Below are 13,614 nucleotides of genomic sequence, written 5' to 3'. Positions count from 1 at the left end.
TTTTCAAGAGTTATTCGCGGCTTTCAACGGTCTTTTTTTATTAGCCGTTATTTCAAACGATCGAGTTCCTTATTGCAACCCTAACTGGTATGCTTGCGCTATGAGCGAAACACATTTAACAAATCAAAAGTTTGCCGACTTTTCTCTACACCCAGAGATACAACAGGCACTAATCGAAAGCGGCTTTGAATATTGCACGCCTATCCAGGCATTATCATTACCGATTTTACTCCAGCATAAAGATATCGCAGGTCAAGCTCAGACAGGTACAGGTAAAACTCTGGCTTTTCTGGTCGCTACTTTCAATCATCTGCTAACCACTCCGATCCCTGAGGGACGTCAAACTAATCAGCCTAGAGCCATAGTGATGGCGCCGACTCGCGAACTGGCCATTCAGATCGCCAAGGACGCTAATTTACTGGCAAAACATACCGGCCTTAAGGTGGGTATTGTCTATGGTGGCGAGAGCTACGATGTGCAGCGCAAGGTGTTAGATAAAGGCGTTGATATCTTGATTGGTACCACGGGACGTATCATAGATTACGTGCGCCAGGGGGTCATTAACCTCAATACCATTCAGGCAGTGGTATTAGATGAGGCCGATCGCATGTTCGATCTTGGCTTTATCAAAGATATTCGCTTCCTTTTCAGACGTATGCCAGATGCCAATGCGCGTTTGAACATGTTGTTCTCGGCAACTTTATCGATGAAGGTGCAGGAGCTGGCTTATGATCATATGAATGATCCTGAGAAAGTGGAAATTGCCCCAAGCGAAAAAACCTCGAAAAATATTACTGAAGAGATCTTCTATCCTTCACAGGAAGAGAAGATGCGCTTGCTGCTGACCTTGATTGAAGAAGATTGGCCTGAAAAAGCGATTGTATTCTCTAACACTAAGCACAGCTGCGAAAATCTATGGGCGCATCTAGAAGGTGACGGTCATCGCGTTGGTTTGCTTACTGGTGATGTGCCACAGAAGAAGCGTATTCGCATTCTTGAGCAGTTCACCTCTGGCGATTTAGATATCTTAGTGGCAACCGATGTTGCGGCGCGTGGATTACATATTTCTGATGTGTCGCACGTTTACAACTATGATCTTCCAGATGATTGCGAAGATTATGTACACCGTATCGGTCGTACCGGACGTGCAGGTCAAAAAGGGGTCTCTATCAGTTTCGCTTGTGAAGAGTACGCCCTCAACCTGCCGGCTATCGAGAGTTATATTCAACATAGCATTCCTGTGACCAACTACGACAGCGAGGCGCTGCTCGATGATATTCCACCACCGGTGCGTATTCATCGTAAGCATGCCCCACGTCCTGCCGGGCGCTCTGGTAGCGGTAAACCCCAAGGTGGTCGTCCGGGCGCACGCCCAAGACGCCATGATAGGACGCGTAGACACAGTTAATGAAGCACAACGGCGTCAGCTCCTTATATGCGGCCATTACATTAGGCTCGAATAGTTTCAATATGCTGGTGGCGAAAACCTATGCCGGCAAGCCAAAAGTAGTGGCCAAGTATAAGCGTAAGGTGCGCCTTGCCGAAGGCATAGGTGCCGACGGCGTGCTCTGCCCCGAGGTGTTTGAACGTGGTCTGGATTGTCTGCAGATGTTCTCGCAGATGCTAGATCATGAAGGGGTCAGTCGAGACAATATTGCCGTTATCGCTACGGCAACCCTGCGCAGTATTAGCAACGCAAAAGCCTTTTGCGATGCTGCATTACCTATACTCGGTCAACCTATAGAGATCATCTCTGGTCTGCGCGAAGCAGAGCTTATCTACCAGGGGATGGTTGCCACCACCCAGGGGGAGGGGCGACGTTTAGTGATCGATATCGGCGGTGCCAGTACCGAGTTCATCATAGGTGATGGCAGTAAGGTGCTGCTAAAGACCAGTCTGCCCATGGGCTGTGTCACCTTTAATGACAAGTTTTTCAACAGCTTTCCCTTTCAGCAACTGGATTTCGATGCGGCGCAAGGCCAGGTCGAAGCGGCGTTGGGCGACTATCGTAAGCAACTGACCGATTATGGCTGGCATGGTGTCGTCGGTGCCTCAGGCACGGTACAATCTGTGGTTGAACTGCTTAATGATCGTGGCTTGTCAGCCACCATTACTCCCCAGGTGCTAGGTCAGCTCAGGGAAGAAGTGTTAGCGCAAACCGATGTCAGCATGCGCGACATTCGCGGCCTGCATAGCGAACGGGCTCCCACTTTTGCCGCTGGACTTGCCATCTTGTCAGCCCTATTTAACCTGCTCGACATTCAGTCGTTAAATCTCTCTGGCGGCGCGCTAAGAGAAGGTGTGTTACATCAACTTGCCCAGCGAGTGCGGGCAGAGCATTAAGTTTTATTCGACAATTCCTGACATCTGTTTAAACCTTGGTGATCTTACTTTAGCCGTATACCCCCCCCCATCGCTATCCAGTAAAATATTAATTTTCAGCAGCTTATATTAATTCTTCTCTCTCTATCTTGCCGATTACTTTCTCTAAATACATTTGTATATTGGAGATTGTATAAAATATGTATTCTGTGTTATGTTTTTGTTGCGTTCAGGGACTGTACCCATAAACCCCACAATTAATTGCCTTGGACGTCTGCAAAATAATAAAGAGAAGGGAGATAAAACTTATGTCAGGAAGTAACGCGAGTAAGCGTTTTGCGCCGAGAATGACCCTAGCGGCAATCGCTGTAGGCTCGGTGCTAATGCTATCTACGCCTGCAGTTATGGCGGCCGATGGCTTCGGTACGATCAAAGGGCATATCACCAGTTCTGTTGGCGCCGATGTCAACAATGCCAAGGTGATCATCAGACACGAAAGCAAAGGGATAGTGAAGGAGACGACCACAGGCGCCAATGGTAGCTTCTCATTGAAAGGCCTGCCAATTGGTAATTACACCATCACTATTGTTAAAGATGGCTTCTACCAGGTACAAGAGCAGCATGTGGCTGTGACTGTGGGTAATGCCCTGACCTTTGATGTGGCGCTAGATGCACAGAACAGTGAAGTGGAACGCATCGCGGTCACAGGTGCACGTATTAGCCGTGTGGATACCTCAAGCACCACCAACTCTCAGGTGATCTCAATCGAGGAGCTGAATCAGCTGCCAGTTGAGTTAGACTCAACCTCAATTGCCCTCTTAACCCCAGGTGCGGTAGCGGGTGATAACGGTTTTGGCGGCGTGGCCATTGCCGGTTCGTCGGTGGCGGAGAATGGCTACTACTTGAATGGTTTAAACATTACCGATCTGCGTAAGGGCATGGGCGATATCGATCTGCCTTGGGAAGCCATTGCGCAAACTGAGGTACAAACCGGTGGTGTGTCGGCAGAATATGGCCGATTCATCGGTGGTGTAGTCAACTTGGTGTCTAAGTCGGGTGACAACGAGTGGACGTTTGGTGCCAAGGCCGAAATTGCCCCTGATGCTCTGGCCGAGCCTATGCCACGTATGAAAGATGACGGTAGCATAGAAAAGGTATCTGATGCCTATTGGCAGGAAACCGAATATAACCTTTGGGCGTCAGGTGCGATTGTTGAGGATAAGTTGTTTTTCTACGGCCTGTGGAATCCCTATGGTGAGGAAGAGACAGCCTATAGTGAGACCACGCTGCGTGATAAAGAGTGGGATACCAACCGCTGGTTTACTAAGGTCGATTGGTTTATCCATGAAGATCACTCCCTTGGTGTAATGGCTTTTAGTAACGAAGGGGATTATGCCAGTACTCAGTATCGCCGCGCAGAAGATGGTAGCCGCGGAGAAGCGATTGGTCTGACCGAAAGCACCTACGGAGGCATCGGCTGGAACGCGCAATACACGGGTTATCTGAGTGACGATGTGACCTTGTCGGCTATGTATGGTGAGATCACACAATCGACCAAGGACAACTCCGGCACGCTGGATCAATCAACCTATGAAGATTACCGCTCTGGCAGCTATCAGCGTCTTGGTGACTGGGTGGGTTATGGTTCCTCTGAAACCGAAGATAAGCGAATCACTTATCGTATCGACCTTGACTGGGTGGTCGGAGACCATACCCTGCGTGCAGGTTATGACTACGAGCGTTTAGAGATCGCCGATTTCTACACACCGAACGGCGACGGTTGGTATGAGTATTACACCGCAGGTGCCGATAACGCCTATGGCTTAGCCGAAGGGACAGAATACGCGGATCTGCGTATCTGGGGTAAGGCGAGTGAGACTGAAAACGTACACACCGCCCTCTATGTGTCAGACACCTGGATGGCAACCGATACGGTGACAGTGAACCTTGGTGTGCGTTACAGCGAGTTCAGCAATACTACAGGTTCTGGCGAGAAGTATGTTGACCTAGATGGCCAATTTGCACCGCGTCTGGGTGTGACATGGGATGTGGTGGGTGACGGCTCAAGCAAGCTGTATGCCTCATATGGTCGATACTTCCAGCCTGTATCGCCTAACACTAACCTACGTATGGCGTCTGCTGCCTACGATTCACATATCGTGAGTCATCTTAACGGCGTAAATGCCGATGGTTCGCCGATCTTAGGTGATGAGATCTCTCGCCGCGTGGTGGCCGACGGCACTGTACCCGATGCCGACCAGTTGTTTAACAACAAGGCGGGGTCTATGTATTCGGATGAGTTTGCCCTGGGTTTCCAGCAGCAGCTTAACGATGACTGGGCCGTGGGGATCCGCGGTGTCTATCGCGACCTGAAGCAGTCGATTGAAGATGTCTCCTTTAACTACGGGATGAACCAGTGGATCAAGGAAAACTATGATTCTTCTTGGTATGCAGGTAATGGTGAGACCCGCGCCGAAGACTACTTCGTTGGTGGTTGGTTCCCGACGCTCACTAACCCCGGCATCGGTACTGAGATCAATTATGATGTGGATGGTGACGGCGTTAAAGAAACAGTTAATGTAACCGCAGATCAGATGGGCTTCCCAGAGGCGACTCGTACCTACAAGGCGATTGAGCTTAGCTTTAGTGGTAACGTGACTGAAGACTTTACCCTAAACGGTTCATATACCTGGTCTAAGAGTGAAGGTAACACTGAAGGCCTGGTGCGTTCAGATAACGAGCAGGCGGATCCGGGTTGGACGACCTCTTTCGATTACCCTGAGTTGATGGATAACGGTGAAGGTTATTTGCCAAACGACAGACGTCATAACTTTAAGCTCTACGGTGTGTATCACATCACAGATGACTTGAGTGTTGGTTTTAACTCTTACCTGCAATCTGGCCGTCCAATCAATGCCTTTGGTGTGCATCCAGCGGATCAAGGTTATTGTGTGCAGGCGATTGCCATCGATGGCACCTGTTATGGTCGTGACTGGTACGGCGCGTCATCTTTCTATGCTGATGGCGTAGCAGCACCGCGTGGTAGCATGGGACGCACAGATTGGGTCTACAACATAGATCTTAACCTGTCTTACACCATGGACTTTGAAACTGCGGGACGCCTGAACTTCAAGTTGAATGTGTATAACCTGTTCAACTTCGATGGTATTACCGGTGTGGATGAGCAGTATGAACTCGACAGTGGCGATAAGAACATTCGCTACGGTTATGCCGATAGCTTCCAGAGCCCAAGGTATGTTCGTGCATCAATCCGTTACGATTTCTAATCGTTATGGGTAGCAAAAAGGCCGCATTTGCGGCCTTTTTTATGTCATGAAGCGGGATTACTTAAGGATCTTCGCTAAATCCACTTCTAAAGAGATCTCCGGACGCTCAACGATGCGGCCAATCTCTTTGCCATCTTGCTTAACGATGAAGGTTGGAATGCGGGTAAAGTCATACTTGGCCGCCAGACCTTCAGGGTCTTGCTTCTTACGGTCTACCCCAATGTAACTCACCTTGATGTTAGGGTTGTTAAGCGCTTCAATGATGCGGATAAAGCGTGGGGTTTCTCGGTGACAATCAGGGCACCAGGTACCTATGATGACCACAATCTCAGTTGGTGTTTGCAGCTGCTTTAGTGGTTCGATCGCCTTAGTGTCGACCTGATACTCAGCGTAGCCTTGAACGAAATCTTCTAGTTCAGTGACTAAGGTTTGGGCTTGAACTTCGCCGGTTAGTATCACTTCCTGTTTCTCCTCACTGCAGGTGGCGATAAAGCCTTCCTGCTTTTCATCGAATGCACAGCCATTATTTGCCAGTGCCTGAGTGCTAAAGAATAGCGCTGTGGTGGCAAGTAATGCTTTAATATTTTTGGTCATAGATAGTACCTCAGGCCAGTAGACAAAAACCAGAATCGATAATCAAATTCATCTTGTCTCTATTCAATCATCTAAGTGGCACCGAGAGTAGCGTCAATGCGGCTAGCTGTTAACTGGATCACGCCGAGGAGATAAGCTTGCTGCTAGGGTTCACACCTTTGTAATGCAAATTATTGTATTTCATGCAATTAACAACAAGCTATTAACTTGGGCAGATTGAGGCATCGGCAGTTGCCGACACCTCACGCTAGGTTTATGCGTTGCTCACCAGTTTGCTAAGGTCGGCAGGGCGGTAGTAGACAGATTTGAGCACCTTACCCTGGCGCACGACTTTACCGGCCATCTCCACATCCTTAGCACATTTGGCGATGATGAAATCGCCCTTGCGGCTGCCGACAATCTCTACTCCCTGCTTGGCGTAGTGAGCGATAGTCTCTTCCAGCTCTTGCTCGTTACGGCAAACCTTACTCATGTTGCTCGAGTGCACCTCGTCCCAACAACGGATGAAGTCGATGTCACGATTCTTGGCCACGTGGAGCAGGAGATCGATCACATAGCTGATCTCCAGGCGATCATTAACTTGCTTGGCACCAAGATGCACCAGGCGGCCCATGAGTACATAAACCGAATCGACAATCGCGTCAGCCTGTTCAACGCGGCAGTCGGCTTCGGCCAGTTCGGTCAATTCTTCGATGGCGAGCGAGGTGTGTAGTGTATCGGCCTGGTCATCCAGAGTGCTTGCATCTTCGATAGGCAGATCGAACGTTGCGCGGAACTGGTGAATGTCGCGGTAAAGGTGGTCGTATAGGGGCTGATCGAGTGCGGTCAGTTTCATCGCTTGGCCTTAAGTGTCAGTTTGAATGGCGGCAATTTTAATTTAATGGGCGGCCAATTGAAAGGTGATGTCCGTGAGCAACAGGTGCAAGGGCGTGAAGTTTTTTACCTTGTGCTGAAATAGAGAGATATGTGGTTTTCCTGCATAACTAGGCTGTAATTAACTGATGAGATGAATGGTTACGCTCGCTTATGCTTAATCTCTGGGCTAAAGCCTGAGTAAACGCCCTTTGTGGTCTGGACTGAATTGTTAAAAATGTGTAACTATGTTCGGCCCCTGTGGTGAATACACCGCTTTGGCTTATTTACACCTGGGGTAAAAAATTAGGAAAAACCATAATTATAATAAGGACTAACCATGACTTCTCATCAGCAGTCGCCAGGCTCTCATGGCAGAGATGCGAGTAACGCCCCAATAGGTAAACACAAGCAGCCGACGCTTCTCGATGCCTTGATCCCCATCATCGCCTTAGTGTGCATGCTCACCGCGTCTGTGTATCTGTTCTCGTCTGACAGCTCCTACGGCGCCAACCAGATAGCCCTCATCATGGCAGCCTGTATTACCTTGGTTATCGGGGTGAAAAACGGCTACAGCTGGAAGGAGATGGAAGCGGGTATCGTTAAGAGCGTCTCCTTAGCCACCGGCGCCCTGTTGATCCTGTTCTCGGTCGGCTCGCTGATCGGTACCTGGATCTTATCGGGTACTGTGCCCACCATGATCTTCTATGGCATGAAGATCTTAAACCCAGAGTATTTCTATGCCGCTTCCTGCCTACTGTGCGCCGTGGTGGCCCTGAGTATAGGTAGTTCCTGGACGGTGGCCGGTACCTTAGGTATCGCATTAATTGGCGTCGCTGGTGCCATGGGGCTCAGCGTCGAGATAACCGCGGGAGCGATTATTAGTGGTGCCTATTTTGGTGACAAAATGTCGCCCATGTCTGACACCACTAACCTGGCACCAGCCGTTGCTGGCACTGAGTTGTTTAGCCATATTCGACATATGGTGTGGACCACTACGCCCAGCATATTGTTGGCATTGATAGGCTTCCTGTTTATCGGTCTTAACAGTGACAGTAGCGGCGCAGTGACGGATCTGGCCGCGACCATGTCGCGCATCGAAGCTCAGTATCATCCTGGCCTGCATATGCTACTGCCTTTGCTGGTGGTCTTAGTGTTGGCCTACAAGAAGTTGCCCGCTTTTCCGACAGTGATCTTGGGGACTTTGGCCGGTGCCATCTGCGCGGCACTGTTTCAGTTCGATGGAGTGATTAAGTTTGTCAACGATGACAGCCTGCCCACTATGGTCGCCTTAGTAAAAGGCATATGGGTGGCTATGTTTGATGGCTATACCGCCGATACGGGAGATAAGACGCTCGACAGTCTGCTGAGCCGTGGCGGCATGAGCAGCATGGTCAACACCGTCTGGTTGATCCTCTGCGCCATGGCCTTCGGCGGCGTGATGGAAAAAACCGGTCTGTTGCAGCGTCTACTGCAAGGGGTATTAGGCTTAGTAAAATCCAGCGGTAGTCTGATTATTACTACCTTGGCCAGCTGTATCGGCGCGAATCTGATCACAGGTGATCAGTTTATCGCTATCTTGCTGCCGGGTCGTATGCTTAAGGTCGAGTATGAGAAGCATGGTCTGGCGCCGGTTAACCTAAGCCGGGCTCTGGAAGACTCAGCGACCATCACCAGCCCTCTGGTACCCTGGAATACCTGCGGTGCCTACATGGCGAGCACCCTAGGGGTTGCGACCATCGCCTATCTGCCCTTTGCCTTCTTTAACTTAGTCTGTCCCTTTATCAGCGCGGCGTATGCCTATTATGATTTCAAGATTGAACGACTAGAGGAGAATGAAGGCATGGAGGCCGTGGCTTAAAGAAGTGGCTTAGCCCTGACTAAGTGTCAGGGCTAAATTGAGTTTGCTATTTGATAAAGGCGAAGGCATCGCCATAGAGATGCTGTTCTTCGACGCCTATTTCACGAAACACTTCGCGGGCGGCGCCAACCATGTCGAACCGGCCGGCGATATAGATGTCGTAGCCGTTGAGGCTGACGTAGTCCTGTTTTATCTGGGCCAGCAGGTTGGCTGTCTTACCCTGCCATTCGGGTGTCGATTCTTCAACCACAGGGACAAAGTTCAGCCAAGCGTTATCTTGGTGCCATTGGCGGGCCAATGATTCGTAGTACATGGCGTCCTGGTTACGACAGCCCCAGTAGAGAGTGGTTTCTACTTTCTGCCCTAAGGCGATCATCTGCTCGACGATGCTCTTGATGTAAGAGAAGCCAGTGCCACCGGCGATCAGTAGACGGGGTCTGTGGCTTTCGCTACGCAGGAAGGCTTCGCCGCCCGGAGCCTCGATATCGATATACTCGCTCTGTTGCAAGCGCTCAACTACCTGCATCGGGTAGCTCTCGCTGACCGCTGCGCCGATATGCAGTTCGATCTGATCGCTGCCTGGCGCCGAGGCGATAGAGAAGGGACGTTTATCTTTTTCACCCATTACGACGCAAAGGTACTGACCAGCCTGAAATTCGAAGCTGGTTTCTGGGGTTAATGCTACCTGATAAACGGCATCATTAAAGGCGGTAACATGTTCAACTTTACAGCGTATGGTGTTCATTGGTTTTCCTTTCAGACCCTCTCTGTGGAGGTTTAGCACCTTTGAATACCTGATTAATTTGTTCAAGTATTCAAAGGGTTAACTTTTTTAATTTGTTTTTTAAATTCAGATGATTAGTTTACGTCTGATATTGATTATAGTGTCGGCGCATCATCTATGCCCAAGGCATCCCAGATCTCATCGACACGTTGTTTGACGGATTCATCCATCACAATAGGGGTACCCCATTCACGGTCGGTTTCCCCTTCCCACTTGTTGGTGGCATCCATTCCCATCTTAGAGCCAAGACCTGCCACCGGGGAGGCGAAGTCCAGATAGTCGATAGGAGTGTTGTCTATCATGACGGTATCTCGCTTAGGATCCATCCGGGTCGTAATAGCCCAGATGACATCGTTCCAGTCGCGGCAGTTCACATCCTCATCCACTATGATGATGAACTTGGTGTACATGAACTGGCGCAGGAAGGACCATGCACCCATCATTACCCGTTTGGCATGCCCAGGATACTGCTTGCGAATGGAGATCACCGCCATGCGGTAGGAGCAGCCTTCTGGTGGCAGATAGAAGTCGACAATCTCCGGGTATTGCTTACGCAGAATAGGCACGAACACTTCGTTCAGTGCCACACCTAACATAGCTGGCTCATCGGGTGGCCTGCCGGTATAGGTGCTGTGGTAGATGGCATCGCGTCTATGGCTGATATGGGTCACGGTAAAGACCGGGAATTCATCGGTTTCGTTGTAGTAACCCGTGTGGTCGCCATAAGGCCCTTCTTCGGCCATTTCACCTGGTTCAATATAGCCTTCCAGAATGATCTCGCTGGTGGCTGGTACCTCTAGATCACAGGTCAGTGCCTTACATACCTCGGTGCGTTCACCGCGTAGCAGGCCGGCAAAGGCATACTCGCTCATGGCGTCGGGCACAGGGGTGACGGCGCCTAAGATGGTGACGGGATCGGCGCCCAGCGCCACCACCACAGGATAGCGTTCGCCTGGGTTTTGTTCCTTAAAGTCTTTGAAGTCCAGCGCACCGCCGCGATGATCTAGCCAGCGCATGATCAGCTTGTTCTTACCCAGCAATTGTTGGCGGTAGATGCCGAGATTTTGTCTTTTCTGCCTCGGCCCTTTGGTGATGGTTAATCCCCAGGTGACCAGTGGCGCAACATCGCCTGGCCAGCAGTGCTGAATAGGTAATTGGGTCAGATCCACATCATCGCCGCTGATCACTACCTCCTGGCAAGGAGCGTTGCGCACCGTCTTAGGGGGCATATTCAGGGCTTGTTTGAACATGGGGATCTTGGAGATGGCATCTTTAAAGCCGCGGGGTGGCTCGGGCTCCTTGAGGAAGGCCAGCAGTTCGCCCACATCGCGCAGGGCTAGCGGGTCTTCTTTGCCCAGAGCCATAGCTACGCGTTTAGGGGTGCCAAACAAGTTTGCAAGCACAGGCATTGTCTTTCCGACAGGATTTTCAAACAGCAGCGCTGGGCCTTTTGCCCGCAATACACGATCGGCAATCTCTGTCATCTCCAGATGGGGATCCACAGGGTGAGCGATGCGTTTTAGTTCGCCATTGGTTTCGAGGTGATCGATAAAACTGCGTAAATCCTTAAAACTCATGTGGAAATACTCGTGCTAAGAAAAATGTGATATGGCGCGCACTATACCATTTATGGGCGTTATTCCCAAATAGCTTACATCGGCTTTGCGACCCTAATGCGGCGAGATTTGCAGGGATTATAATTAAGGCTAAGATGTCGATGTTGTTCTTAAGACGAGGTGGCAATATGAAGCACAAGATAAGGCCTTTGTTGTTAGTCAAGGGAGCGCTGTTGCTGAGCCTGTTGCCGCTTACCCTAATGCCTGCCTGGGCGCTTAAGATAGATAACCAATTTCATGTCAGTTCTGATTTCGGCGTCAATACCGGTTGGGAATATCGTCACGATTGGGATAGAGGCTACTATGACCCTTGGCGCTGGCGTATCGGCATAGGCACTGGTTTTCCCTATTGGCGTCATAATCACTATGGCTATTGGCGTGACCGCTGGCGTTACCCTTATCGTTTCGAGCCGAGAAAATATCGTAAGCCAAAACCTATTGCACCGCCGCAGCAAGTCACCACCAGTCTTACTCAGAGTGATGCCATTAAGAGCCTGCCTGCCAATGCTAGGGTGAGAATCAAAGAGGGCAGGACGATTTACGAATGGCAAGGGGTAGAGTATGTCTATGATTGGAATAGTGACAGCTACGTAAAGCTTGAGTAGCTGCCACTTTGATGATTCTTTTTCGTGACTATATGGGCATTAGCCAGCGCTCGTTCCTAAACCAATAATAGTGCTCGGGATCGTTTGAAAAAGCCACCCTGTGAGCCTTACCTGTGATCTCTTCGCGCGGGATGAAGCCGATAACACGGGAGTCGGCGCTGGCGTCGCGATTATCCCCAAGTGTCAGGTAGTGCCCTTGGGGGACAGTCACAGGCCCAAAATTTGCCAGCCTTGAGGGGGAAGCATTTAATCTTATGGCGTGGGGCTTGCCGGGCAAGGCCTCTTGTATATCGCTAAAGGCTTTTCGCTCGTCGCTAAAGGCGTCTCGCCAGTCGGTCACGGTTTGCGATGATGCTTCATAGTTTACAGCCTGACCATTGAGGTAGAGGCGATTATTGCGCATCGACACAGTATCGCCAGGCAGGCCTATGATGCGCTTGACTAGCTTCTTGTCGGACACCGCCGAGTCGAAGGTGATGATGTCGCCGCGTTCGGGCTCGGCTAGCTTAACTAAGGTGATATGGGTGAAGGGAAGGCGCAGATCGTAGGCCATTTTATTCACCAGTATGCGGTCGCCCTGCACTATGGTGGGCAGCATAGAACCACTAGGCACATGGTTCCAGTCGGCGACGGCGCTGCGAAACACCAACATCAGGCCGATAAAAAGAATGAACTGGCGGTGTTGTTTCACTTGTCGCATCACTTTTTTTAGCATAACCACTCCTTGGAAAATTCAGTGTCTTACCATCAGACGCTTCACCGTCCAAGAGGTTCCTGCTGCGTTATCCCATAAGCGTAAGCAAATATTTTTGCTCAGCTAAGCTTGGCATTGATATAGTGCTGCCCCTTGTCCTGAGGTCATAACCATGGAGAGAGAATGAAGTACCAGTGGATATTGTTTGATGCCGATGAAACTCTGTTTCATTTCGATGCCTTTAAAGGATTACAGCTGATGTTTTCGCGCTTCGGTGTAGAGTTCACCCTTGCCGATTTCCAAGAATATCAAACAGTGAACTTACCCCTTTGGGTAGACTATCAAGATGGCAAGATCAGTGCCCGTCATCTGCAGGTGACCCGTTTCGAGCGCTGGGCTGAGAAGCTGTCTGTGACTGCCGAGCATCTCAACGCTGCTTTTCTCACGGCGATGGCCGATATCTGTACTCTACTGCCCGGTGCTGCAGAGCTGGTCGATGCCCTCTATGGCAAGGTACAAATGGGGATCATCACCAATGGCTTTACGGATCTTCAGAAGGTGCGTTTAGAGCGTACCGGCCTGCTGCATGCCTTTTCACCTGTGGTGATCTCCGAAGAGGTGGGGGTGGCTAAACCCGATGTAGCGATTTTTGAGCACGCGCTGTCGCAGATGGCTCATCCACCCAGAGAGCATGTATTGATGGTGGGGGATAATCCCCATTCAGATATTCAGGGGGGGATCAATGCCGGATTCGATACCTGTTGGCTAAACCATGCCAGTCAACCAGCGCCAGAGGGAATCACACCACATTATCAGGTGGCCTCACTCAGCGAGTTGCAACAGTTGCTGACCAAGGGGTGATGTTTATAGGGGGCTTACATCGACAATCTTAAAGGGCATTTTGTGCATATAAGTACACTCGGCATGGGTGTTTTAGCGCCCAAATATCACTAAAAAGGTTGTTTTTAACGCATTTGTCATCGAAAAATGCCTTAATGG

11 protein-coding genes are annotated in these 13,614 nt (G+C 50.2%); 6 read left to right on the top strand and 5 right to left on the bottom strand.

The window, feature by feature from the left end; translation table 11 throughout:
- Positions 1 to 100: 100 nt before the first annotated feature.
- The 3 genes from rhlB (at position 101) to NY07_RS09430 (ending at position 5,609) form a co-directional block, all read left to right on the top strand.
- Positions 101 to 1,408, top strand: a complete 1,308-nt coding sequence (gene rhlB / locus NY07_RS09440) for an ATP-dependent RNA helicase RhlB (protein WP_033539132.1) — start codon at positions 101 to 103, stop codon at positions 1,406 to 1,408.
- Positions 1,408 to 2,343: a Ppx/GppA phosphatase family protein gene (locus tag NY07_RS09435; protein ID WP_033539097.1), complete on the top strand. Its 936-nt coding sequence runs from the start codon at positions 1,408 to 1,410 to the stop codon at positions 2,341 to 2,343. The genes rhlB and NY07_RS09435 overlap by 1 nt, the downstream gene beginning before the upstream one ends.
- Positions 2,344 to 2,630: 287 nt before the next feature.
- Positions 2,631 to 5,609 carry a TonB-dependent receptor gene (locus NY07_RS09430; protein WP_033539096.1) on the top strand — a complete coding sequence of 993 codons (2,979 nt, stop codon included), beginning with the start codon at positions 2,631 to 2,633 and terminating at the stop codon, positions 5,607 to 5,609.
- A 57-nt stretch (positions 5,610 to 5,666) separates the two neighbouring features.
- On the opposite strand, the gene NY07_RS09425 is transcribed toward NY07_RS09430, so the two are convergent.
- Both NY07_RS09425 and NY07_RS09420 read right to left on the bottom strand, forming a co-directional pair.
- On the bottom strand, positions 5,667 to 6,203 hold the full coding sequence (locus tag NY07_RS09425) for a thioredoxin family protein (protein WP_033539095.1): 537 nt from the start codon (positions 6,201 to 6,203) through the stop codon (positions 5,667 to 5,669).
- Between the two features lie 253 nt (positions 6,204 to 6,456).
- Positions 6,457 to 7,038, bottom strand: a complete 582-nt coding sequence (locus tag NY07_RS09420) for a nucleoside triphosphate pyrophosphohydrolase family protein (RefSeq protein WP_033539094.1) — start codon at positions 7,036 to 7,038, stop codon at positions 6,457 to 6,459.
- Between the two features lie 357 nt (positions 7,039 to 7,395).
- Here NY07_RS09420 and nhaC point away from each other — a divergent pair, with 357 nt between their 5' ends.
- Entirely contained in the window at positions 7,396 to 8,916 is a 1,521-nt protein-coding gene (nhaC, locus tag NY07_RS09415; protein WP_235363911.1) for a Na+/H+ antiporter NhaC, read from the top strand.
- 46 nt (positions 8,917 to 8,962) lie between these two features.
- Here the strand turns inward: nhaC and fre are convergent, their stop codons facing one another.
- The gene (fre, locus tag NY07_RS09410) at positions 8,963 to 9,661 is read right to left on the bottom strand and encodes an NAD(P)H-flavin reductase (protein ID WP_033539093.1); all 699 of its coding nucleotides are present in this window, start codon (positions 9,659 to 9,661) and stop codon (positions 8,963 to 8,965) included.
- Positions 9,662 to 9,795: 134 nt separating this feature from the next.
- Positions 9,796 to 11,277, bottom strand: coding sequence for a 4-hydroxy-3-polyprenylbenzoate decarboxylase (gene ubiD / locus NY07_RS09405; RefSeq protein ID WP_033539092.1), 1,482 nt, complete (start codon positions 11,275 to 11,277; stop codon positions 9,796 to 9,798).
- Between the two features lie 167 nt (positions 11,278 to 11,444).
- On the opposite strand from ubiD, the gene NY07_RS09400 reads away from it, so the two are divergent.
- The gene (locus NY07_RS09400; protein WP_033539130.1) at positions 11,445 to 11,921 is read left to right on the top strand and encodes a hypothetical protein; all 477 of its coding nucleotides are present in this window, start codon (positions 11,445 to 11,447) and stop codon (positions 11,919 to 11,921) included.
- A gap of 28 nt (positions 11,922 to 11,949) precedes the next feature.
- Here the strand turns inward: NY07_RS09400 and lepB are convergent, their stop codons facing one another.
- Positions 11,950 to 12,636: a signal peptidase I gene (lepB, locus tag NY07_RS09395; protein WP_033539091.1), complete on the bottom strand. Its 687-nt coding sequence runs from the start codon at positions 12,634 to 12,636 to the stop codon at positions 11,950 to 11,952.
- Positions 12,637 to 12,798: 162 nt separating this feature from the next.
- Here lepB and yjjG point away from each other — a divergent pair, with 162 nt between their 5' ends.
- The gene (yjjG, locus tag NY07_RS09390; RefSeq protein WP_033539090.1) at positions 12,799 to 13,476 is read left to right on the top strand and encodes a pyrimidine 5'-nucleotidase; all 678 of its coding nucleotides are present in this window, start codon (positions 12,799 to 12,801) and stop codon (positions 13,474 to 13,476) included.
- The last annotated feature ends 138 nt before the right edge of the window (positions 13,477 to 13,614 follow it).

Source organism: Shewanella sp. ECSMB14101 (assembly GCF_000773485.1).
In the GTDB taxonomy this organism is placed as follows: Bacteria; Pseudomonadota; Gammaproteobacteria; order Enterobacterales; family Shewanellaceae; genus Shewanella; species Shewanella marisflavi.
Note: the sequence above shows the minus strand (reverse complement) of the source record. Positions and strands in the feature narration are given on the sequence as shown.

What these genes read in the sequence shown, in the direction of transcription:
- NY07_RS09435 (WP_033539097.1), top strand. Translation starts at nt 1,408, where the DNA reads ATGAAGCACAACGGCGTCAGCTCCTTATATGCGGCCATTACATTAGGC.
- lepB (WP_033539091.1), bottom strand. Translation starts at nt 12,636, where the DNA reads ATGCTAAAAAAAGTGATGCGACAAGTGAAACAACACCGCCAGTTCATT.
- ubiD (WP_033539092.1), bottom strand. Translation starts at nt 11,277, where the DNA reads ATGAGTTTTAAGGATTTACGCAGTTTTATCGATCACCTCGAAACCAAT.
- nhaC (WP_235363911.1), top strand. Translation starts at nt 7,396, where the DNA reads ATGACTTCTCATCAGCAGTCGCCAGGCTCTCATGGCAGAGATGCGAGT.
- rhlB (WP_033539132.1), top strand. Translation starts at nt 101, where the DNA reads ATGAGCGAAACACATTTAACAAATCAAAAGTTTGCCGACTTTTCTCTA.
- NY07_RS09430 (WP_033539096.1), top strand. Translation starts at nt 2,631, where the DNA reads ATGTCAGGAAGTAACGCGAGTAAGCGTTTTGCGCCGAGAATGACCCTA.
- NY07_RS09420 (WP_033539094.1), bottom strand. Translation starts at nt 7,038, where the DNA reads ATGAAACTGACCGCACTCGATCAGCCCCTATACGACCACCTTTACCGC.
- NY07_RS09400 (WP_033539130.1), top strand. Translation starts at nt 11,445, where the DNA reads ATGAAGCACAAGATAAGGCCTTTGTTGTTAGTCAAGGGAGCGCTGTTG.
- yjjG (WP_033539090.1), top strand. Translation starts at nt 12,799, where the DNA reads ATGAAGTACCAGTGGATATTGTTTGATGCCGATGAAACTCTGTTTCAT.
- NY07_RS09425 (WP_033539095.1), bottom strand. Translation starts at nt 6,203, where the DNA reads ATGACCAAAAATATTAAAGCATTACTTGCCACCACAGCGCTATTCTTT.
- fre (WP_033539093.1), bottom strand. Translation starts at nt 9,661, where the DNA reads ATGAACACCATACGCTGTAAAGTTGAACATGTTACCGCCTTTAATGAT.